The sequence below is a fragment of the uncultured Thalassolituus sp. genome (assembly GCF_950066645.1).
GTDB lineage: Bacteria > Pseudomonadota > Gammaproteobacteria > Pseudomonadales > Oceanobacteraceae > Thalassolituus.
Window position 1 is genome coordinate 113,661 of sequence record NZ_CATMFB010000006.1, and the last position, 21,776, is coordinate 135,436.

Here is a 21,776-nt window from a genome sequence, read left to right on the forward strand (position 1 = left end):
GTAGACTATTAACACATAGTCACAGCGATTGGCCCTCTGTGACCCACTAATAATGTCAAATGACGACAAATATTATCTTTACAGGCCAGATTGTTTCAGGAGTAGAGGCGCCCTAGCTTATGTTTACCAAACAGGATCTCGTCAGCCTGGTCCAGACCACCATGCCATTCGGTAAATATCATGGAAAACGTATTTCAGATCTTCCGGAGGAATACCTTCTCTGGATGCAACGCAAAGGCTTTCCTGACGGGCGTCTCGGTTACCTGCTACAACTTATGTTAGAAATAAGAATTCACGGTGCCGAAGACGTTGTTCTGGCACTGAAAAAAAATTATCCACCGATACTTAATCACCCACCGGCCAACGGAGTGCACTGATATGCCAGTACTGGGGTTGCTTGAAACTGATGTTCTCTATCCCGACCTGCTGGAGGATTACCGCTCGTACGGACATATGTTCCGGACATTATTATCGGAACTGGACAGCCATCTGGAATTCCGCCACTACGAAGTACAGCAGGGTGAGTTACCTCAGGATCTCAATGAATGCGACGCCTACCTGGTTACCGGGTCGAAGACCGGCGTGTATGACGATGCCGGATGGATAGCTCCCCTGAGCGACTGGATCAGACAGGCATACCGGGAAGATGCCCGCCTGCTCGGCATCTGTTTCGGCCACCAGATTCTCGCCCACGCTCTGGGTGGTCACGCGGAAAAAAGTGACAAAGGCTGGGGCGTGGGTAACCACATGACACGGGTGGAACACCTGCCGGTCTGGCTCAATGACGACTGCAGTCATTTTCAGCTGATCTACAGCCATCAGGATCAGGTGCAACAGCTGCCCCCGGGGGCGCGACGGTTGGCCGGCAGTGAATTCTGCGAAAATGCGTCCTGGTTTATTAACGACCAGGTGCTGACATTTCAGGGGCACCCTGAATTTACGCCAGAATATTTCCGTCGCCTGCTTGAACGCCGCCGCGAATGCGTAGGCACTGAACTGCTGGACGCCGCGATGGAAGCCATCAGCCAGTCTAACGACAGCGAGCGTATTGCCCGCTGGTTACTTGAGTTTATTCACCTGCCCCGCACCTGACGCTTATTCGTTCAGAATGTTCGCGACGTACCAGCAGCTCGCTTCTTTTTTGAGCCCCTGCTGGTCCGCCCATGCCAGTGCATCCCGCACCAGAATCTCGGCCAGCCCTTTGCCGCGCAGGCGGAAAGGCACATAAGTGTGCGTAAAATTGATCCGGTCGCCCTGTAACGTGTAATCCAGCACGCAGGTATAACCGTCCTGCTCCAGAATAAAGCGCTGGTTTTCCGGCTGATGCTCGGTCATGGGTTTCCCTCATCGTTATGAGATGCAAGAGTCAGGGAGGCCAGGCGTCGGCCTTCGAGAATGACCTCTCCCGGGTAGCGGTCGTCACCTGCCGCACTGAATTCAAAGCGGTAGGTTCGGATGGCGAGAGGCCGCCCCTGATTCCAGCGCCACCGTAACCCTGTCTGCTGGACCGTATCATCCAACAATTGCAGCCCCTCTTTTCTGCACTCCCGGCGCAGATACTGAAGTACCTGTAATTTGGCTCGCTGGCCACGCTGCCACAAAGGCCACAGCATCAGTCCGATCGCCAGCAGCACGACGAGGGTTAACAGATTCACAGGGGAAATCTCCGCTCATTATCCCGAATGCGCGTATAATACCCGAAATTCCTGTTCCTGCCTGTGGAGACGCTCATGGCCAAGCGAGCCTGCGCCAGTCATATCCTTGTTAAAACCCGTGATGAAGCAGAACGCCTGCTGAAGCAATTGCAGCAGGGGGCTGAGTTTGACCGTCTGGCGCGCAAGTATTCCACCTGCCCGTCGTCCCGTAACGGCGGCTCGTTGGGAGAATTCAGCCGGGGAGATATGGTCAAACCGTTCGACGAGGCGGTATTTAAAGGGCCACTCCTTGAAGTTCAGGGGCCTGTCAGAACTCAGTTCGGCTGGCATCTGATCAAAACCCTGTACCGCCAGTAAGAGAGACCGACACCATGTTAAAACCCGGACTGTTTTACACTCTGACCGCCGACGACATGCTCTCTCAGGGCCTGTATCTGAAAGACGAAGAAGGCGAGCGCGTGCTGCTGCCACGACGCCAGGTGCCCGAAAATATCCAGACGGGCGACAGCCTGAAGGTATTTGTCTACCTCGACTCGGATGACCGCCTGATTGCCACCACTGACCGCCCCCGCGCGCAACTTCACCAGGTCGCCTCACTTCAGGTAAAGGACGTCAACAGCACCGGTGCCTTTCTAGACTGGGGGCTGCCAAAAGATCTGTTTGTACCCTTCGCTGAGCAGAAACAGCGCCTGGAAGCAGGTAAGACCTGCCTGGTGTATATCACTGAAGACAATACTGGCCGTCTCATCGGTTCGACCCGCCTGAACCGCTTTATTAAAGATGAAGCCAGATCAGACTGGCCCGGTGCACCTGCGCCCTTCACTCAGGGGGATATCGTCCGTCTGATCATCGCGCAGCGCACAGACATAGGCTACAAAGCCGTGGTGAACGATGAATACTGGGGCGTACTGCATGAAAGCCAGATTCATAAGGCCATCCGTGTCGGTCAGAAAACGGAGGGCTACATCCGCCGGGTCCGCGACGACCATCGCCTGGATCTCAGTCTGGAGCCGATAGGTCATGCCCGTGCCGATGCGCTGGCCAACCGCATCATGAAGAAACTGGTTGAATCCGGAGGCCAGCTTGGCCTCAGTGATCACAGCCCGGCAGATCTGATTGAACTGCACTTCGGCGTCAGCAAGCGTGCGTTCAAAATGGCCATCGGGAAACTGTTCAAAGATCGCCAGATCGTCATTGAAGCTGACGGTATCCGTATTGCTGATGGCCCGGGTGATGAGCGCCGTAGCGCAAAACCGCGCAACGACCGGAAACCAGCGCAGACAGGTAAAGCGGATAAGAAAGCCGAAAAAGCGCCCAAAGCCGCTGCCAGAAAGACAGTCTATCGCAATCCGAAAAGCCAGTCTGAACGGACACTGAAGCTGAAAAAATAAGCAAAGCCGAGTATAGTGCCCGGCTTTAAACCATGCCCTGACAGGAACACCCCGTGATCTCAACTGCCAATATCACCATGCAGTTTGGCGCCAAGCCGCTGTTCGAAAATATCTCTGTTAAATTCGGCGACGGTAACCGCTACGGTCTGATCGGTGCCAATGGCTGCGGTAAGTCGACCTTTATGAAGATTCTGGACGGCAGCCTGGAGCCAAGCGCCGGTAACGTCAGTATCTCTCCGGGTGAGCGCATGGGTAAGCTACACCAGGACCAGTTCGCCTTTGAAGAATTTACTGTGCTGGACACAGTGATGATGGGTAACAAAGAACTGTGGGCCATCAAAGAAGAGCGCGATGCTATTTACGCAAATCCGGAAGCCAGCGAAGACGACTATATGCGTGCCGCCGAGCTTGAAGGCGAATTCGCCGAGCTTGATGGCTACACCGCTGAGAGCCGTGCGGGCGAACTGCTGATTGGTGCGGGTATCGGCACAGAGCTGCATCAGGGGCCGATGTCAGAAGTGGCTCCAGGCTGGAAGCTGCGGGTATTGCTGGCTCAGGCCCTGTTCTCTAATCCGGACATCCTGCTGCTCGACGAACCGACCAACAACCTCGACATCAACACCATCCGTTGGCTCGAGGGCATCATCAATGACATGAAGTGCACCATCATTATCATCTCGCACGACCGTCACTTCCTGAACTCAGTATGTACCCACATGGCCGATATCGACTACGGCACCATCCGTATCTATCCGGGTAACTACGATGACTTTATGATTGCGTCGACTCAGGCACGCGAGCGCCTGCAGGCGGACAACGCGAAGAAGAAAGCACAGATTGCTGAACTGCAGCAGTTCGTGTCGCGCTTCTCTGCTAACGCTTCCAAAGCTAAACAGGCCACCAGCCGCGCCAAGCAGATCGAAAAAATCAAGCTGGACGATATCAAACCCTCGAGCCGCCAGAGCCCCTATATCCGTTTCAATCAGGAAAAGAAACTGCATCGCCTGGCGCTTGAGATCGAAGGCCTGGCACACAGCTATGATGGCGAAGCTCCGCTGTTCAAGAACACTAACCTGCTGGTAGAAGCCGGCGAGAAAATCGCGGTAATCGGTGCCAACGGCGCCGGTAAAACTACCTTCCTCAAGTGCCTGGTCAACGACGTGACGCCGACGGGCGGTACCATCAAGTGGGCTGAAAACGCCGATGTTGGTTATTACGCTCAGGATCACGAGTACGAATTCGAAGCGGGTGGCACGCTGTTCGAGTGGATGGAGCAGTGGAAAACTCAGCAACATGACGATCAGGCAGTGCGCGGCACCCTGGGTCGACTGCTGTTCAACCAGGACGACATCAAGAAAAAGGTGAAAGTCTGCTCGGGGGGTGAAAAAGGCCGCCTGCTGTTCGGCAAGCTGATGATGGCAAATCACAACGTGCTGCTGATGGACGAACCGACCAACCACATGGATATGGAATCCATTGAATCGCTTAACCTGGCGCTTGAGATGTATGAAGGCACACTGATCTTCGTCTCTCACGACCGTGAGTTCGTATCGTCACTGGCGACCCGTATTATCGAGATCCGCGACAATGAAATCGTCGACTTCCACGGTACCTACGACGAATACCTGAAGTCTCAGGGCATCGAATAATACTTTCGCACCAGAACAAAGCACTCTGTTCCACCTTATGCCCACCCTGTGGGCATAAGGTTCTGATTTTCTTCAGCTTTCTCCCGTCCTGTCTTACCTGACACGGTTTTCTGACACTCTGGCCCGACCTTTGCAGTGTGACTATCACAGTAATGCAAATACCTATCGTTCGCCCGGGAGAATCCTGCTGTGAGAAGTCTGCTATTCACTCTGATTATGACACTTGTTCCTGTTTCTGTGCCCACGCTCTGCTGGGGCCTCACGGACGCTGAAGCCATCAACGTCTCTGGGCGTCAGCGTATGCTCTCCCAGCGCATGATGAAGAACTATCTGATGATTGGGTCAGAAGTGAAGGCAGATGAAGCACAACGACAGCTGGATTCTGCGGTAGCCCTGTTTGAAGAACAGTTTCTGGCGCTGCGCGATTACGCGCCCACTGCTGAGATCAATAAGCAGCTGGATGAGGTTGAGGATATCTGGCTGAACCATCGGGTAAAGATCATTTCCACCCCGGAAAAGAAAGACGCACCCGAGCTGATGGAAGAAAACCTGAAGCTGCTGACGGCCTGTAATGACGTGGTGAAGGCCATCGAAGTTCACTCCGGTATCGCCAGCGGTAAGCTGGTCAACATGTCCGGCCGCCAGCGTATGCTGTCGCAGAAGATCGCCAAAACCTACATGGCGATGTACTGGAATGTAGACGCCCCGACGCTGGCGGATGAATTTAATCAGGCCATTGATCTGTTCGATGATTCTCTGACCGAGCTGCAGTCATCAGATAAAAACGACGGCCCACTTAAGAACGCTCTGACCCGTGCCCGCAATCAGTGGAAGTTCTCGCAGTCAGGGTTCGGTCTCGGCGACGAAGGGCGCTACGTCCCTACTGTGATTTCTGTAACAACAGAGTCCATCCTGCGCAAAATGGATCAGATCACCGGGCAGTATGAAGCACTGATGAACGCCGATCAGCTGGTCGCCGGGACTGACTGATCAGGGGCAGACGTAGCGGAAGCTGTCATCCAGATCTTCCGGTAACACCGCCGAGCTCAGGCCACTGCCGCTAAGCTCGGCACAGAAAGCCTGCCGCGCCACAGGGTCAGTGACCAGCGACTCTGCATACTCAACATGTAACACCGCCTTGCCAGCTTCGATGAAGGGCGCCAGTGCATCGCATTCCTCGTATTCCCAGCACTCCTCGTTGACCGCAAAGTCGAAGTCATCCACCAGATCCGGAATCTGATCAAGATCGTTCTTGAGCGCAATTGCCAGTCCACGATCATGCGCAGAGGTCGCAAGGAAGCGGTTGTACTCAAGCTGATCCGGCCCGGTCAGGGCGAATCCACTGTCATTGCTGTAACCATCCACGTTATCCGGCTCTACACCGTCACAACCTTTTGTCTCAGCCATATCCAGTCGGGCAAGCATGATATCCCTGACGGACTGCTCGCGGATATCCAGCCAGCGCTCGTCTTCCCAGCCATCCAGCGTGTTGCCTAAAACGGCAGAGGGAAAATCACCGGCATCCCCGCGCCAGTCTTCGTACGAGCCCGCCGAGAAGTAACAGATCACCCGACGCCCCTGCGCCTGCAGATCAGCAATCAGATCTGAGCTGCTGTCTTCGAGGTCAATGTCGTAAATATCGACGTCATAGCCAGTGTTCACTGTTCCCTGAAGCTGCCAGTGAAAGGTCGCACCCGTGGCTGGCACATAATGGCGGATACTGCTGCCCACCGAAGGCCCTTCGTCGCTGTCGCCGCCGCATCCCGCGAGGATCAGGCCAGAGGCCAGAAGAATCGAAACTTTATGCATTTTTCCCTCTCTGTAGTGGTGCGAGACTGAGGAGCAATTCTCAACTGTCACTCAGATCACGTGCTATATTTTCTGGGCAGTATCCTAATCAGTAACAGGAAGTACCTATGCTCCCCGTCACACAAGACGACATTTCGCTGGATTCCCTTTACCGTATCGTCTCAGGCGTCACCTTCTTTAAGGAGCTGATGAAAAACGCGCCTGAACAGTTTGAACTTCTGATGAGTATGGCACGTTTCGTCACCGCCAAAGAAAATGAAATCATTCTCCATAAGGGCGATGGCGCCAACATTCTGTACTTCCTGCTGCGCGGTCAGCTCGATGTGACGCAGGATGACGAGTCCGATCAGATGATCAATCAGGTCAATCCGGGAGAGCCGTTTGGCGTGATGGCGATGGTGCTGAATTCCAAGCGCTCCGCGTCGGTAAAAGTCACCAGTAAGCAGGCATTACTGGCAGGTATTGAGTTTGCTCATTTCCGTCACAACGACGAAGCCAGTATTTTCTCACTGCACACCCGCATCACGTTTTTCCGTATGTTAAACAGCAACATACGCTGGGCACTTGAGCGCAACCGTATGGCAGAACCGGAGCATCCTCTGATTGCCAGAATGCGCACACTGCCGATATATACCGGAGAAAAAGGCACCGCGGCCGAGCTTCATGAGCAGATGCATCTGGCGCATCTTCAGTCGGAACTTCTGCGCGACTGGAACGAATCCCGGGCATGACAGGGATCAGACTGTTGCACAAATAGACGATGGTACAGCTTCCCCCAGCCGCGTAAGACTTTTAGAATTTCATTTCCTGACGGATTCCCCGCCGCTGCAGACAAAGTAGTTGCTAATGCCTGAAATTCTCAACTGGATCATCATTGCGCTCGCATTGACTGGTCTTCTTGCCGTTATTTTTGAAGAAATTATTCACATCAATAAAGCTCAGTCGGTGCTTTTTCTGGGCACTCTGTCCTGGGTACTGCTGTTTGCCACCTCGTCTGGCACCGAATATCACCAGGATGTGATGAAAGGCCTCGAAGAAAACATTGGCGAGATCGCCGGACTCTGGCTTTTTCTTACCGCTGCCATGACCTTTGTGGCATACCTTAATAAGAAAGGGCTGATTGAGAATCTGATTTATAAATTTCTTCCCGAGCAGATGACCGAACGTGGCCTGCTGCTACTCACCGGCTTATTTGCATTCGGATTTTCGTCGCTGGCGGACAACATTACTGCAACCCTGATTTCCGTCGCGCTGATTCTTTCACTGAACCTGCCTGCCCAGAAAAAGCTGCGGTTTGCCGCTGTGGTGGTCTTTGCGGTGAATTCCGGGGGGGTTGCCATGATTACCGGGGACGTCACCACGCTGATGATTTTCCTGGAAGGCAAAGTCTCCATCACCAACCTCCTGTTTCTGTCGTTACCGGCACTCACGGCCGTACTCGCGCTGATCGCTATTCTTATGCTGCCATTGAATGCGCCGGCGACCATCTCGTATCACAACAAAGAAATGCAGGCTGTGGACCTCACCGTCGCTGGCATATTTCTGTCGACCATTCTGACCACGATTATTCTGAATGTGGCGTTTGATGTCCCTCCGGTGCTGACTTTTCTGACGGGCCTGTCGGTCATGTTTCTGGTGGCGAAGTTCATGGGTCAGGACACCGAAAGTGACCCGATCATGGATTACATCCGCCGGATTGAATTCGACACTCTGATGTTTTTCCTGGGCATATTACTGATCGTCGGCGCACTGAAAGAAATTCACGCGCTCGAAAGCTTTGTCCGTATCTACGATTATCTGCCAGCGTGGCAGGCAAACTTCCTGATGGGGCTGATTTCTTCGATCATCGATAACGTGCCCTTAACAGCCGCTCTGTTGAAATCAGACGTGACTATGTCACCTGCGGAATGGCTGGCACTGACCTATGCCGTTGGGGTGGGTGGCTCGCTGCTGATCATCGGATCAGCAGCGGGGATCGTTGCCATGAGCAAGATCGAAGAACTGACGTTTGGCTCGTATCTGCGCTTTATTGTCGCCCTGCTGGCCGCCTATTCTCTGGGATACGGCCTCACTTTAGCCCTGGGCAATCTACTCTGACCGACACCTGATCAGCGGTTCTGCTCGTAGCGTAAAGCCAGCGAGCGGAGCGCACCTTCGTGAGATTCCAGCCACTGTGCCATCTCCTCCGGCGCATGTTTCATCGACGGCCACTTCAGGCCGTAACCGGATGGCTGAAACAAAGGCGCAAACAGAGAACAGGCGGTCAGGTCTGCCCGGGTAAAGGCGTCGCCCACCAGAAAGCGGTTGTGCGCATAAATCTGCCGCAGCTCTCCCAGAATACGGTCCATATCATCCATCGCCTGATGCGCAGACGCTTCGTTGATTTTCATCCAACGTCGCATCACAGAAGAAATACGCCGATAGCCGACACGAAGAAACAGCCGCATAAACCAGGGCTGTTTCGCACCCAGTAACGGAATGATCACTCCGGGCTGAGGCAGCAGGTAGTGGTAAACAAAGGTGCGCACGGCAGGGCCCGCCACCTCATCAAGACGGGCTTCCCAATCCTGCACGCGCCGGGCCAGATCTTCATCAGCAGGCACGAGGGGCTTATCGGGATAATGCTCCTCAAGGTAATCCAGAATCTGAGATGACCCCTGAACGATATCTCCATGATGCTCCAGAACCGGAACAAACGAATTTGCCGCTATTTTCCGCACACGGCTGATGTGCGGTCCGGGCACGAGATTGATTTTTTTATATTCAATTTTCTTGTAGTCCAGTACCCAGCGAACTTTTTCGCAGTAATGGGATACGGGAAACTGGTACAGAAAAACGCTCATTCTGATCTCCTTAACGGCGACCAGAGATCCCCCGGAGCGCCGTGTGCATCTGTGCCCAGGCCTCCACAACCTGAGCCGCATCCTGCGGAGCTTCACCGCAGAAAACTTCATCCGGAGAGATCACTGACCCTTGTACAACACAGGCTTCCTTCACCATTCCTGTCGCTACCAGTGTTTTCCCCACAAAAAAATCGTGCTGGAAGTATACGTACTTCCTGTCCCGGGCGACCATTCTGGTCGTCATGTCCAGTTTTGCCAGAAATGCCACCGGACGTATGTACACCATATCCTGTGCGGCGATCAGGCGCGTCCCCGGAGACGTCTGTAACCTGTGCTTCACGCCATACCAGTAGCGGAAGCGTCCCAGCTCCATGTAGCTGAGAAATCTGAAGTTCGGAAGGTGCAGTCTCCAGCCCATATCGTGCGGCCAGATTCTGAAACTCAGCTCAGGAGCTGCAGCATCATCATGGCGCAGACCCAAGCCTGACAGCCAACACCAGAAAAAACGAATAAACAGGTTCATGTCACTACCCGGTGAAGAGAAAGCCCGCAGCTTAACGCGCGTCTGTTACCCGGTCATTGGCCGGGCCGGCATCTATGGCAGGAAGAACTGCAGCTCTACCTCTGCCCCTTTGATACTGTCTTCAACAGAGAGGTTTCTTGCCTCTTCTGACTCATCCCAATGCAGACGCCCGGAAAAGTTCATTTTCGGATCAGTCGTCAGAGGCTGAAACACGTCCGGCAGTATGCCGTTGTTTTCAACTCTGCCCGGATTTTTATCCCAGTACATTGCAGGAAGACTCAGATTGAGTGGTTGCCTGTCATTATTGTTTTTATATTCCTCAAGCATTTCGAGAGGTTGATACGTCTGTGCATCATCAGCACTCAGCGCCCCGGTATCAGCTTCTGTTACTTCTGGCTCAGCTACCCGCAATGGCGGTAGCTTAAAGCCGCGCAGGATAGGCTCACAATCCTGTCCGCAGGCGGCCAGAAGGCTGCCCGAGAGCAAAAGTATGGTTATGCCAGTCACTGGCTTCAAGCCGCGGTACTTCATAGTGCTGTCAGCGAAAAAGTAATTGAGAGCATATCACCGTGTCGTAAACCGTCCAACGTATCAGTCGTGCCAGTTGAGCGCTGAAACATGGACCAGTTCACAGTTTAAAAAATAATCGTTCATTAATCCGCACACTGCGACGGGCCGGCCTTCAAACACGACCACTGGCCAGCTACGCCGCAACCACACCGGCACCCCATGGTGCTGCCAGATATCCTTCAGATCCCGTGATGGCTGGCCCGGCCTGCTTCGCAGTGCTACCTTGCCAGTCACGACCGACGTTAACTCCCCTGCAGCGACCACCTGTGCACCGGCAAGAATATTCATCACCGTAGGTAACACATCCAGCTGCGCCCCTGCCCACCCCTGCTGGCATTGAAGCAAGGCCTGTGGGCTGGGCTTATGGGGATACCATACGTACAGTTTATCCCTGAAGCGCTGCAGTACGACCTGTCCCAGATCACACCTTGGGTGTCTGTCGCGCCCCGCGCTGAGACTCTGCTCAAACCAGTGCCCGACCTTTTCACCCTCGGGCCAGACAAGTTTATTGCGCTGCAACCAGTATCTCAGTGCATGTACCCGCACATTGTCAGGGGCCTGCCGCAACGCACCCAGATCGAGGCTCCAGCGGCCGGTCAGGGGCCACTGTTCCTCACACAGCATCGACTCAAGCTGTGGCTTCAGTAGCTCGGTCAGCAACTGATAATCCGCCTGTAACCGCTCTGCCGTGCGCCCCAGCGTCGCCACCAGCGCCGGATGCCGCCCGGTAAGACGCGGCAGAATCTCATGACGCATCCAGTTCCGCTCGTAGCTTTGGTCGTCATTGGATTCGTCGTGAATCCACGCGAGCCCCATTCCCTCCGCGACCGTCTCTAACACAGTCCGCGGGACAGCCAGCCAGGGACGCAGTACCCGCCGGGTCTCCCCCGCTTCACTACTCAACGGCCGGACCGGCAGCATAGCGCCAAGCCCAGCGAGACCACTGCCCCGCATCAGGCGCAGCAACAATGTCTCAGCCTGATCGTCGGCATGATGACCCGTCAGTAGGACATCGTCAGAGGCAATTGTATCCCTGAACACCCGGTATCTTTCCTCCCGGGCCGCCGCCTCAACACCGAGTTTTTTCTTTCTGATCCGCACCCGGTTAACTGTCAGCGGCACCTCTAATGCGCTGCAGACAGCCTCACAATGCGCCTGCCAGTCTCCGGCGTTGGGGGAAAGTTGATGATTGATATGCAATGCGCGCAAACGCGGCTGGAGCGCGGGGTCTGTCGCTGCAAGCGTCAGGAGCAGCGTCGAATCCAGACCACCACTGAAGGCCACCCAGATGACGGCGTCCGCCGGGATAGCGCTGAGCGATTCCGTCAGCGCCCTGCGCAGCGCCGACGATGCATCAGCCAAAGACGAGCTCAACGGCATCGTCTCCGAATTCATATTTCAGTTCCTGAAGCTGCTCGTCCGTCGGGTTAATACGCCAACGGTCATCCAGCTCAATATCACAGGCGGCGACTTCGTTACGGTAATCAATGACCACCGGACAACCGTTTTCCAGCGGCCGTAGCATGGCCGACAGACGTTTACAGAAATTGTCATCCACGGCATCGCCGTCCAGACGGACACGTACCGAGCGGGCAAAATTCAGGCGCGCCTGACTGATTTCCATCGCAGTACGCCCGGTGGCTTTCAGGCCTCCGGAGTAATCGTCATGACTGATCTGAGCTTCAACCACCAGCACCTTATCTTTCGCCACCACTTCCCGGACCTGCTCGTAGACATCCGAAAACAGTGCGACTTCCATCCGCCCTGAACGGTCATCCAACGTGACAAAGCACATATTGTCGCCACGCTTGTTTTTCATCAGACGCATGTCGACCACCAGCCCCGCCAGTTTCTGCGGGGCTTTGGCCTCCTGCAGATGCGATAACCGGGTCGGTACCAGCTTGCGGACTTCCTGCTCGTATTCATCGAACGGGTGTCCGGTAACATAGAGACCAAGGGTATCTTTCTCACCCTGCAGCCGTTCTTTGAGTGGCCAGTCCCGCAGGTTGCGATGACGTTCATACACATCTGCCGTATCCGCAGCCTCTGCTTCAACTTCGCCAAACATATCGAACATACCGGCGGCTTCGTTCGCTGCTGACTGGTTTGCCGCTTTAATGGCATCCTCGATACTGGCCATAAGCACGGAACGCGGAGCTGTGTACTCAAGGCGATCGAACGCCCCGCAACGCACCAGAGCTTCCAGTACCCGCTTATTAATTTTCTTCGGATCGACGCGCTCGCAGAAATCAAACAGATCACGGAAGGTGCCACCGGCCTTACGCGCTGCGATGATGGCATCAATCGGACCTTCACCCACGCCCTTCACGGCCCCCAGGCCATAGACGATGGCACCATCATCATTCACGGTAAATCCGTACTGGCTCTGATTTACATCCGGCAGAACCAGTTCGAGTCCCATTTCGCGGCACTCTTCGATAAAGGTCACGACCTTATCGGTGTTCTGCATATCAGAGGTCAGTACCGCTGCCATGAATGGCGCTGGATAATGCTGCTTCAGCCACAGAGTCTGATAAGACACGACCGCATACGCGGCGGAGTGCGATTTGTTAAAGCCGTAACCCGCAAATTTCTCTACCAGGTCAAAGATTTTCATGGCGAGGTCAGGATCAACCCCAACAGAGACAGCACCATCACGGAAGGTGTCCCGCTGCTTTGCCATTTCTTCAGGCTTTTTCTTACCCATCGCCCGACGCAGCATGTCTGCGCCGCCAAGTGTGTAGCCCGCCAGTGTCTGGGCGATCTGCATCACCTGTTCCTGATAGACAATAACCCCGTAGGTCGGCTCCAGAATTTCCTTCAGACTCTCATGCTGGAAGTCAGGGTGCGGATACGCGACTTCGGCGCGACCGTGCTTACGGTTGATAAAGTCATCCACCATCCCGGACTCAAGAGGCCCCGGACGGAACAGGGCCACCAGAGCGATCATATCTTCGATGTTATCCGGCTGCAGACGCCGGATCAGGTCTTTCATACCGCGGGATTCAAGCTGGAACACCGCGGTCGTTTTTGCTTCTTTGAGCAAGGTGTATGACGGCGCGTCATCCAGTGGGATCGCGCTGATATCGACCGGAGGCAGATCCAGCTTGGCATTCTGGCGGTTGATGGTTTCCAGTGCCCAGTCGATGATGGTCAGGGTCCGCAGACCCAGGAAGTCGAACTTCACCAGGCCCGCTTCTTCAACGTCGTTCTTGTCGAACTGAGTCACCAGGCCGGTGCCATCGGGCTCACAGGCGGTCGCGGAGAAATCCGTCAGTTTGGTGGGTGCAATCACCACCCCACCCGCGTGCTTACCTGTCTGACGGGCGATCCCCTCAAGCTTGAGGGCCATCTCCCAGATTTCCTGAGCTTCTTCGTCTTCATCGAGAAACTCTTTCAGCAGGGCTTCGCTTTCGAGCGCTTTTTCCAGCGTCATGCCCGGATCACCGGGGATCAGCTTCGACAGTTTGTCTGCCAGACCGAACGATTTCCCCTGTGCCCGGGCGACATCGCGCACCACTGCGCGCGCTGCCATGGTACCGAAGGTCACAATCTGCGATACGGCTTCACGGCCATAGTTATCGGCGACGTACTGGATGACCTTTTCACGATCCTCCATACAGAAGTCGATATCGAAGTCGGGCATGGAAACCCGTTCAGGGTTAAGGAATCGTTCGAACAGCAGATCGTATTCCAGAGGGTCCAGGTCGGTAATCTTCTGCGCATATGCGACCAGAGAGCCGGCACCGGAACCCCGCCCCGGACCTACCGGGATTTCGTGATCTTTCGCCCACTGAATGAAGTCCATAACGATCAGGAAGTACCCGGGGAATCCCATCTGGATGATGATATCCAGCTCAAACTTCAGACGGTCGTCGTAAGGCTTACGCTTTTCTGCGTATTCCGGTGAATCTTTGGGTATGTCCGCCAGTATGACATCCAGGCGTTCGTTCAGACCGACTTCAGAAATCTTCCTGAAGAAGTCATCTTCATTCATACCTTCCGGAATCGGATAGTCCGGAAGGTAATAAGTCCCGAGTTCAACTTCGACCGTGCAACGGCGGGCAATTTCAACCGTGTTCTCAATCGCGCTGGGGATATCATTGAATAACGCCAGCATTTCTTCTTCAGAGCGGAAGTACTGCTGATCCGAATATTCCCGTGGGCGGCGTTTATCTTCCAGCGCGTACCCCTGACCAATAGACACCCGGGTTTCGTGAGCTTCAAAATCATCGGCTTTGATAAAACGCACATCGTTGGTCGCCACCAGGGGCATCCCAAGCTTGTTGGCAAATACCAGTCCGGCACGGATCAGTGCTTCTTCACCCGGTCTGCCGGTGCGCTGGATTTCGTAGTAGAAGCGATCCGGGAAGTGGATCATGTACTCGGAGATCAGCGCCTCTGCAGCGTCCACTTTGCCTTTCAGAATCCGCTGACCCACGTCACCATCACGACAGCCAGACAGCAGAATCAGGCCTTCATTCTTCTCGAGCAGCCATTCTTTTTTGACCATGGCTTTATCGTAATGCTGGTTCTCAGCATATCCGCGAGATACCAGTTCACGCAGACCAAGGTAACCAGCGTTGTTCAGACACAGAGCAGTGACCCGGAAAGGTGCCGTCTGATCTTCGGGGTTTTCCAGCCACAGATCGGCCCCCAGTATCGGCTTCAGGCCGGCACCCAGCGCAGTTTTATAAAACTTCACCAGAGCATACATGTTGGCCTGATCAGTCAGCGCGACCGCCGGCATAGAGGCAGCATCTGCCGCCGCCACCAGCTTCTTCACCCGGATGGTGCTGTCATAGAGCGAGTATTCAGAGTGAACTCTGAGATGTACGAAACGATTGGCCATGTGATTCCCCGGAAACTGCTCCGGGATTGTACCGATTTTGTCTGCACCAGAGAAATCAGTGACGCGGAATCAGGACACACTGTTGAGCCGGGAGGGTCCAAAGATCTTTGACCTGACGGCCCGCTCCGCCTATATTGCACGCCCCGCACTCAGCGGGATTGTTCTCGGGGCGGGGTGAAATTCCCCACCGGCGGTAATGGCTCAGGCCTCAGCCCGCGAGCGCCTGCGCTACCCGCGCAGGGACAGCAGATCCGGTGAAACTCCGGAGCCGACGGTTATAGTCCGGATATGAGAGACCCTGATTCACCCTTTATGCAGGTAATATTGATGAATCAGACCACAAAGACTGAATTTAATCCGGCGCAACAACGTTTCGCCTTTATCCACGCGTCCTGGCACACAGACATCGTTCTGAAGTGTCTTGATGGCTTCCGTAAGGGCCTAAAGGACCGCGGATACGATATCGACCAGATCGATGTCATTGCCGTACCCGGCGCTTACGAAATTCCGCTTCAGGCGAAACTGCTGGCAAAGACCGGGCGTTACTCCGCGATCGCCTGCAGTGCTCTCGTCGTCGATGGCGGCATCTACCGTCACGACTTTGTTGCGGCAGCCGTGTGCAACGGGCTGATGCAGGTTCAACTGGAAACGGAAGTGCCTGTCCTGACTGCGGTGCTGACACCACACAACTTCCACGAGCATGACGAACACCGCGAATACTACACGCGTCACTTCGTTGTTAAGGGAGAAGAGCTGGCGAACGCAGCAGATGGGGCGCTGCAGGCAAAAGCAGCGATCTGATCAGTCGTGATGCAGGCTGCTGGGATAACCAAACGCGGCCTGCAACTTCCGGATACGGTCACACTCTGCAGAAATCTCGTCGCAGAGCACATCCAGTTCAAGGTCGTCTTCAGGTTGCAATAAACCATTACCCACAATGCTGTCACCCGGCATCATAGAAGACACAGGCGCACGCGCCCTTCCGAAAATACTGATAAGATTCCGGAACAGAGTCTGCAACTGTTGATTCAGGTTGCCACCCGGTATGTCATTCATGGTTCGCGTATTCCGCTACAGGACGTTTGTTCAGTGTAGCAAGCCTGCTGACAATGCAAGTCGACAGAACTCGCCAACTGTTACCGGGTGATCAGTATACTGACGCTCAGCAATAAATAACTACGACTTAACGGTAAAACCTGACTTTTTTGTCGCCATTGACCTATGAGTAAAAAACGCCGGGACATCCCGAACTACCAGCTGCCTATTATCGAGACCCACTTTCATCTCGACTACCTGAAAGACGCGCCTGCAGAGGAGGTTCTCGCTGCGGCCCGGGAACTGGGTGTCGAACGCTTTATGACCATTGCAGTGACGCCGGCCAATATCCCGGTAGTGCTGCAGCTGACGTCTGAGCACACAGATCTCTTCGGGACGCTGGGCGTACACCCTCATGATGCTGCCGAATTCAGCGATGAGACCGACGCCACCATCCGACAACATCTGAACAACGACAAAATCGTTGCCGTCGGAGAAATCGGGCTGGACTACTTTTACGACAACTGTGACCGGGAAGTTCAGCGTCAGGTCTTCGCGCAACAGCTTCGTATTGCTGCAGACACCGACATGCCGGTCGTGATTCATACCCGGGAGGCCGATGAAGATACGATGGCCATCCTCAGGGAGTACGCCCCCCAGATGGCCAGGAAAGGCGTCGTTCATAGTTTCACCAGTGGTCCGGAGCTGGCCGAGCTGGCCGTTGAGCTGGGCTTCTGCCTGGGCATTAACGGCATAGTGACCTTCAATAAAGCGGAGAACGTGCGCGAGATCGTTGCTCAGACGCCCCTGACTCACCTGCTGCTGGAAACCGACGCCCCGTATCTGACACCGGTGCCTTATCGCGGAACAGAGAACGCCCCTAAGTATCTGCCTTTTATCGCCGAAACTATTGCCCGGGTAAAAGAAGTCAGCACAGAAGACGTGCTTCGACAGACCTATGAGAACTCGCTAAGGACCTTTTTCAGCTGACCATGAGGCCCTGACGGGGAGGCGAACCCCGCCGGCAGGCTCTGGCCGTTGACAGTAGTCGTATAAAATAGCCGCTTGCAATAGCGCCGCCACAGCCTCAATCTGTCGGATCATTTCAGGGAAACAGGATAAGGACATGACTCTGAGAGCATTGTTCGGACACGGCTGGCTGGCGCTGGCGAGTGGTATCGTTTTTATTATCTCCCAGGGGCTGGTGGGCTCTGTTCTGGAAAGCGGTGGGGCTTCTACCCTGCTGTTCAGCTTTCAGTTCACCTATGATCCCGACACGTTCTCCGCGCTGCTCGCGTCCATTTCACCAGAACAGCTGCACGCCCTCCAGGGGCACTACTCCTACGATCACCTGCATCCTCTGTGGTATGGGCTCTTTATTGTGTCCTTCACAGCCTGGTTGCTGAAGATCAATAATATGGCTCCGCGCTGGGATATCCTGATCGCGACAGGAGTCATTCCGTCCGTTCTTGATGTCATCGAAAACCACATACACGAACCCGTGTTTAACGGGCTGGTCGCCGCTGATGACGCTGCGATCGCATTGGCAGGCATCTGCGCGACCGTGAAATGGCTGATGGCGGCACTTTATCTGATTTTTGCTATCGTACTTATTGTCCGCTTCCGCAAATCCCGACGTACCTGATCCTGCTGTTATGAAGAAATCCACCACCAAAAAAGACCTGCGTAAGGCACTTAACGACGATATTGAAGAATATCTGCGCCGCGGTGGTGAGGTGCACTCGTTTGCCCGGGGCGAATCCGGACTGGTGGATGGTCGCTACAACGAACAGGCCATGGCCTTCGACAAACGCCAGGAACGGACGCCCGTTCCGGAGGTCCTGAAAGCCATTGATGACCGTAAGGAAGCACGCAAAAAATCCCCCCGCAGGGCACCACAGAAACGCAGTTCCGGGCCGAAGAAGAAAGTCATTTACGACGACTTCGGTGAACCACTCAGGGTGATCTGGGAAGACTGATCTATGCTCGACACGCCTCTGGCACTGATTGTTGCGCTGGCCTTGTTTGCTTTCGGGCTCTGGTCCCGTTGGGTAGAAGAGCGCGCAATCACCGCCCCTATGCTGTTTGTATCCCTGGGCGTTATGACCAGGCCTCTCCTCCTAGACTGGTCTGCGCCCGGCATAGATGCAGAGGGGCTGAAAACCATCGCGGAACTGACACTGGCATTAATTCTCTTTACCGATGCCAGTCAGATTAACCGCTCTCATCTGGCAAAATTTGAAAATCTGCCACTGCGGCTGCTGGCTGTCGGGCTCCCGCTGACCATCGCCGCCGGGATGCTGGTAGCTCTGGGCCTGTTCGATATCGGTTGGAGTACCGCGCTTCTGCTGGCGATTATTCTGGCGCCGACGGATGCCGCACTGGCGCAGACAGTATTTGGTGAAAAAAGCATCAGCGAATCTCTGCGTCATTCCATCACAGTTGAAAGCGGACTGAACGATGGCCTGGCACTGCCTGTTCTGTTGATGACCATCGCCGTTATTGGCGCTGGCGGCATTCTCGCGGTTGACCACCTGCACTGGCTGAGTTTTTTTCTGCAGCAGATACTGCTGGGGGCCGTGACCGGAATACTGATCGGCCGGGTGGGTGGTTTCCTGATTCAGCGCGCCAGCGCCCGTCAGAGTATGGACCCGGTGTTCCAGCGGCTCGCCTCACTGGCATTGGCACTCCTCACTTACACCAGCGCTGAGCATCTCGGCGGCAATGGTTTTATTTCAGCCTTTATGGCGGGGCTGTTTCTGCAGTCTCACCAGACGGTGGTGATCAGTCGCTTAAAAGAATTCGGTGAAGCAGAAGGACAGCTGCTGTCACTGATCATGTTTTTTCTGTTCGGTCTGATTTATGTGCCGGGTGCACTGCAACATGCCAGCCTGCCGGTAGTGATTTACGCTCTGCTGAGCCTGACCCTGATCCGGATAGTTCCGGTATTTCTCTGTCTGGCGGGTACCGGATTACGCCTCAGGGACAAAGCATTTCTGGCCTGGTTCGGGCCACGGGGAATCGCCAGTATTCTCTACCTTCTGCTGGCGATAGACACGTTAGGATTCCGCGAGCAGACTGAGTATTACGATGTGCTGTTCAGCACGAGCGTGCTGACCGTTTTTCTCAGCGTGTTTCTGCATGGTTTTTCAGTGCCACTGTGGACCCGGCTGTTCCGGCACTGATCAGTGTTCGCGGCCAGCAGCGCGGAACAGCAGCGTCATATACGCCAATGCCACCAGCATCACCCAGATTCCGTTAAACAGCACTGCGTCATAGCCATAACTCCGGAACCCCACGGCCCCTGCCGCCGCGCCACCGATAAAAGCAAAGAAGATAGCCGTCTGCAGAATAAACTGAGGACGGGCAAAGCCGCGGCCTGCAAGCAGATTCCCCAACGCAGATCCGATATCCGACACTATGCCCGTAAGATGAGTGGTACGGATAACCGAACCGCTGTAGGTGGCAACCATGGCGTTCTGCAGACCGCACGCGGCCGAGGCCAGCCACTCAGCGTGGAAGGTATTATGCGTAAAGCCATACCATGCAAATAACAGCAGAGCAGATTCAATCAGCAGGGCCACACCGTAACGTCGCCCCAGTTTCAGCGCTTCGTTACCTATCACCAGACCACTGATCATGGCCCCGGCGATAAAGCTGAGAATAATGGCTCCGGTATGCCAGAGTAACTGCCAGTCGTAGCGGGTAAGTGCCTCTGCGGCAATGGTTGCGGTGCCCGTGACATGAGACACCGCATTGTTCACAAACGACAGCAGAGCGACGCTATTGATAAAGCCTGCGTTCAGAGCGAGCAGTACACTGCCTGCAAATACCCAGAACGGCAGACGATGAATCATTGATCTGAACCCCGGTGCTGCGACCAGGGGTCCCGCCCACCGGGTTTATCACTGCGCTTCAGCCGCACGTAGAGTTCTTCAACTTTGCTTCGTGCCCAGGGGGTTTTACGGAGAAATTTCAGACTGGATTTAACGGATGGATCGCTGCGGAAGCAGTTAACACGAACCTCGGCGGCCAGGCCTTCCCAACCAAGCCGGGCTTCAAGATAGCGGACGATCTGCTCAAGCGTTACGCCATGTAATGGGTCTTTTCCGGCGCCCTCGCGCCCACCGTCCGTCATAGTCATCTCATCGTAAAACGTTCAGAAAATAAAAAGCCCGGACGAATCCGGGCTTCTATTATGAACCTGTTGTCCGCACCTGTGAATTATTCAACAGGGTTGGCACACTCAAAGTGGGTCGGCTCAAATTTGCAGCGCACTTTACGCTGCAGCTTCAGCATTTCAGCATCGTAGTAGTCGCGCGCACGCAGCTGCAGACGAGCCTCCTGCATCATGACCTGATACTCCGCTTTATCTTCCGGCGGGATATCAATCCAGTATTGCTGAGGGATGTCACCTTCCTGAGCTTTGACCAGCTTTTCAATGGTTTCAAAACGGGTCAGGAAATCCTCACGAACCAGCTGTGCCAGTTCCGCCGGGAATTTATCAGCGCGCCCAACCAGCTGCAGAGTAATCTGTGAGAACGGATAGTCTACGATACCACCGTTATCGCCCAGACCTTTGTACAGCTCCATGATGCTGTAGGCCGCCAGCGGTGCCGCCAGAACGTCAACAATCTTGTTGTTGAACTTAGTCCCGGCGTTAACCAGGGCGGTCGGTACCGGGTTGGCACCAATCTGCGACACCATTTCTGCCTGAACCAGATCGTAATCCAGTACCGCTACGCGCTTACCTGCGGCTTTCGCCAGCGTGTTAATTTCACGGTCATTAACGAAGATAAACGCAGCGCCCATCGGTGCATAACCCATAACCACGTACTGACCTTCGGTCATGCGATCAGACATTTTCGGGCTGGTGATCGCCGTCATCAGCAGCTTCATGTGATCACGGCTTGGTACTGCACCAATCGCATCGATCGTGCCCGTGTACTTGTTAAACAGACGGGCGCGCAGACCGGTGAACAGAGCTGCATCACACATGCCGGCTTTCAGTTCTTCAGTCAGAACCGATTCACTGGTGTAAGCGTCCAGCTCAACCTGAACTCCCCAGCGCAGCAGTTCAGCCGTCTGATCAACAGCAGCGTTGTAAATCGGACCGTTTTTACCGGCAATGTCCCAGACACAGATACGACGTGCCGGGATGGTGCCATCTTCATTCAGCATCTCAGGGTACATCCCCTTGATGGCTGCAATACGCTCGTCTTTCGTCAGTTTCGGATTCATTGCGACCGTACGCAGCTCTGCTTTCTTAGCTTCGCTGACCGGCTGTGCCGCATGAGTGTAGGAACCTGCAAGGGTAGTAACAGCGCATAGGGCTGTCGCGAGTAAACGCTTCATAATGTTTTCCTGTTATTCTTTTTCTGCATCCGGGCCATCCATCACATCCCGGCCCGGGAATTTCGCACTTTTAACGGAGCAAACATTCCGCTCC

25 protein-coding genes and 1 riboswitch are annotated in these 21,776 nt (G+C 54.7%); of the genes, 13 read left to right on the forward strand and 12 right to left on the reverse strand.

The window, feature by feature from the left end; translation table 11 throughout:
- Window positions 1–119 precede the first annotated feature (119 nt).
- Together Q1L85_RS07185 and Q1L85_RS07190 are read left to right on the forward strand one after the other, a co-directional pair.
- Window positions 120–377 carry a DUF3820 family protein gene (locus tag Q1L85_RS07185; RefSeq protein ID WP_300424546.1) on the forward strand — a complete coding sequence of 86 codons (258 nt, stop codon included), beginning with the start codon at window positions 120–122 and terminating at the stop codon, window positions 375–377.
- 1 nt (window position 378) lies between these two features.
- Window positions 379–1,092, forward strand: coding sequence for a hypothetical protein (locus Q1L85_RS07190; RefSeq protein WP_300424548.1), 714 nt, complete (start codon window positions 379–381; stop codon window positions 1,090–1,092).
- Between the two features lie 3 nt (window positions 1,093–1,095).
- Here the strand turns inward: Q1L85_RS07190 and Q1L85_RS07195 are convergent, their stop codons facing one another.
- Window positions 1,096–1,335, reverse strand: coding sequence for a GNAT family N-acetyltransferase (locus Q1L85_RS07195; RefSeq protein WP_300424550.1), 240 nt, complete (start codon window positions 1,333–1,335; stop codon window positions 1,096–1,098).
- A complete protein-coding gene (locus Q1L85_RS07200) occupies window positions 1,332–1,655 on the reverse strand; it encodes a DUF3301 domain-containing protein (protein WP_300424552.1) in 324 nt (107 codons plus the stop codon). The genes Q1L85_RS07195 and Q1L85_RS07200 overlap by 4 nt, the downstream gene beginning before the upstream one ends.
- Window positions 1,656–1,730: 75 nt before the next feature.
- Here Q1L85_RS07200 and Q1L85_RS07205 point away from each other — a divergent pair, with 75 nt between their 5' ends.
- The 4 genes from Q1L85_RS07205 (at window position 1,731) to Q1L85_RS07220 (ending at window position 5,685) form a co-directional block, all read left to right on the forward strand.
- On the forward strand, window positions 1,731–2,012 hold the full coding sequence (locus Q1L85_RS07205; RefSeq protein WP_300424553.1) for a peptidylprolyl isomerase: 282 nt from the start codon (window positions 1,731–1,733) through the stop codon (window positions 2,010–2,012).
- A 14-nt stretch (window positions 2,013–2,026) separates the two neighbouring features.
- Window positions 2,027–3,046 carry a S1 RNA-binding domain-containing protein gene (locus Q1L85_RS07210; protein ID WP_300432721.1) on the forward strand — a complete coding sequence of 340 codons (1,020 nt, stop codon included), beginning with the start codon at window positions 2,027–2,029 and terminating at the stop codon, window positions 3,044–3,046.
- Window positions 3,047–3,099: 53 nt separating this feature from the next.
- Window positions 3,100–4,695: an ABC-F family ATPase gene (locus Q1L85_RS07215; RefSeq protein ID WP_300428288.1), complete on the forward strand. Its 1,596-nt coding sequence runs from the start codon at window positions 3,100–3,102 to the stop codon at window positions 4,693–4,695.
- A gap of 189 nt (window positions 4,696–4,884) precedes the next feature.
- Window positions 4,885–5,685, forward strand: coding sequence for a type IV pili methyl-accepting chemotaxis transducer N-terminal domain-containing protein (locus Q1L85_RS07220; RefSeq protein WP_300432723.1), 801 nt, complete (start codon window positions 4,885–4,887; stop codon window positions 5,683–5,685).
- On the opposite strand, the gene Q1L85_RS07225 is transcribed toward Q1L85_RS07220, so the two are convergent.
- Window positions 5,686–6,504: an endo alpha-1,4 polygalactosaminidase gene (locus Q1L85_RS07225; protein ID WP_300428290.1), complete on the reverse strand. Its 819-nt coding sequence runs from the start codon at window positions 6,502–6,504 to the stop codon at window positions 5,686–5,688.
- 107 nt (window positions 6,505–6,611) lie between these two features.
- Here Q1L85_RS07225 and Q1L85_RS07230 point away from each other — a divergent pair, with 107 nt between their 5' ends.
- The gene (locus Q1L85_RS07230) at window positions 6,612–7,235 is read left to right on the forward strand and encodes a cyclic nucleotide-binding domain-containing protein (RefSeq protein WP_300428291.1); all 624 of its coding nucleotides are present in this window, start codon (window positions 6,612–6,614) and stop codon (window positions 7,233–7,235) included.
- A 115-nt stretch (window positions 7,236–7,350) separates the two neighbouring features.
- Window positions 7,351–8,601: a sodium:proton antiporter NhaD gene (gene nhaD / locus Q1L85_RS07235; protein WP_300428292.1), complete on the forward strand. Its 1,251-nt coding sequence runs from the start codon at window positions 7,351–7,353 to the stop codon at window positions 8,599–8,601.
- An 11-nt stretch (window positions 8,602–8,612) separates the two neighbouring features.
- On the opposite strand, the gene Q1L85_RS07240 is transcribed toward nhaD, so the two are convergent.
- The 5 genes from Q1L85_RS07240 to dnaE all read right to left on the reverse strand — a co-directional run bounded on the left by Q1L85_RS07240 (window position 8,613) and on the right by dnaE (window position 15,292).
- Window positions 8,613–9,347, reverse strand: a complete 735-nt coding sequence (locus Q1L85_RS07240) for a glutathione S-transferase family protein (RefSeq protein ID WP_300428293.1) — start codon at window positions 9,345–9,347, stop codon at window positions 8,613–8,615.
- 10 nt (window positions 9,348–9,357) lie between these two features.
- Complete coding sequence (locus Q1L85_RS07245; protein ID WP_300428294.1) at window positions 9,358–9,870, reverse strand: thioesterase family protein; 513 nt, start codon at window positions 9,868–9,870, stop codon at window positions 9,358–9,360.
- 72 nt (window positions 9,871–9,942) lie between these two features.
- Window positions 9,943–10,401, reverse strand: coding sequence for a hypothetical protein (locus tag Q1L85_RS07250; RefSeq protein WP_300428295.1), 459 nt, complete (start codon window positions 10,399–10,401; stop codon window positions 9,943–9,945).
- Window positions 10,402–10,461: 60 nt separating this feature from the next.
- Window positions 10,462–11,835 (reverse strand): tRNA lysidine(34) synthetase TilS, encoded by a 1,374-nt coding sequence (tilS, locus tag Q1L85_RS07255; RefSeq protein ID WP_300432726.1) that lies wholly within the window; start codon window positions 11,833–11,835, stop codon window positions 10,462–10,464.
- Window positions 11,795–15,292 (reverse strand): DNA polymerase III subunit alpha, encoded by a 3,498-nt coding sequence (dnaE, locus tag Q1L85_RS07260; protein ID WP_300428584.1) that lies wholly within the window; start codon window positions 15,290–15,292, stop codon window positions 11,795–11,797. Before dnaE ends, tilS begins: the two co-directional genes overlap by 41 nt.
- A 156-nt stretch (window positions 15,293–15,448) precedes the next feature.
- Window positions 15,449–15,594: riboswitch (FMN riboswitch) on the forward strand.
- A gap of 25 nt (window positions 15,595–15,619) precedes the next feature.
- Between dnaE and Q1L85_RS07265 the strand changes: the two genes are divergently transcribed.
- Complete coding sequence (locus Q1L85_RS07265) at window positions 15,620–16,093, forward strand: 6,7-dimethyl-8-ribityllumazine synthase (protein WP_300432728.1); 474 nt, start codon at window positions 15,620–15,622, stop codon at window positions 16,091–16,093.
- Here Q1L85_RS07265 and Q1L85_RS07270 read toward each other — a convergent pair whose 3' ends face one another.
- Entirely contained in the window at window positions 16,094–16,348 is a 255-nt protein-coding gene (locus Q1L85_RS07270; RefSeq protein ID WP_300427994.1) for a hypothetical protein, read from the reverse strand. It lies immediately after the preceding gene.
- Window positions 16,349–16,513: 165 nt separating this feature from the next.
- On the opposite strand from Q1L85_RS07270, the gene Q1L85_RS07275 reads away from it, so the two are divergent.
- The 4 genes from Q1L85_RS07275 to Q1L85_RS07290 all read left to right on the forward strand — a co-directional run bounded on the left by Q1L85_RS07275 (window position 16,514) and on the right by Q1L85_RS07290 (window position 19,512).
- Complete coding sequence (locus Q1L85_RS07275) at window positions 16,514–17,317, forward strand: TatD family hydrolase (protein WP_300427993.1); 804 nt, start codon at window positions 16,514–16,516, stop codon at window positions 17,315–17,317.
- Between the two features lie 136 nt (window positions 17,318–17,453).
- Window positions 17,454–17,972 carry a hypothetical protein gene (locus Q1L85_RS07280; RefSeq protein WP_300427992.1) on the forward strand — a complete coding sequence of 173 codons (519 nt, stop codon included), beginning with the start codon at window positions 17,454–17,456 and terminating at the stop codon, window positions 17,970–17,972.
- 10 nt (window positions 17,973–17,982) lie between these two features.
- Window positions 17,983–18,306, forward strand: a complete 324-nt coding sequence (locus Q1L85_RS07285) for a hypothetical protein (RefSeq protein WP_300427991.1) — start codon at window positions 17,983–17,985, stop codon at window positions 18,304–18,306.
- Between the two features lie 3 nt (window positions 18,307–18,309).
- Window positions 18,310–19,512, forward strand: a complete 1,203-nt coding sequence (locus tag Q1L85_RS07290; RefSeq protein WP_300427990.1) for a sodium:proton antiporter — start codon at window positions 18,310–18,312, stop codon at window positions 19,510–19,512.
- On the opposite strand, the gene Q1L85_RS07295 is transcribed toward Q1L85_RS07290, so the two are convergent.
- The 3 genes from Q1L85_RS07295 to Q1L85_RS07305 form a co-directional block, all read right to left on the reverse strand.
- Window positions 19,513–20,184 (reverse strand): YoaK family protein, encoded by a 672-nt coding sequence (locus Q1L85_RS07295; RefSeq protein WP_300427989.1) that lies wholly within the window; start codon window positions 20,182–20,184, stop codon window positions 19,513–19,515.
- Window positions 20,181–20,465 (reverse strand): VF530 family protein, encoded by a 285-nt coding sequence (locus tag Q1L85_RS07300; protein ID WP_300427988.1) that lies wholly within the window; start codon window positions 20,463–20,465, stop codon window positions 20,181–20,183. The genes Q1L85_RS07295 and Q1L85_RS07300 overlap by 4 nt, the downstream gene beginning before the upstream one ends.
- A gap of 86 nt (window positions 20,466–20,551) precedes the next feature.
- Window positions 20,552–21,682 (reverse strand): putative solute-binding protein, encoded by a 1,131-nt coding sequence (locus Q1L85_RS07305; protein ID WP_300427987.1) that lies wholly within the window; start codon window positions 21,680–21,682, stop codon window positions 20,552–20,554.
- Window positions 21,683–21,776: the final 94 nt, after the last annotated feature.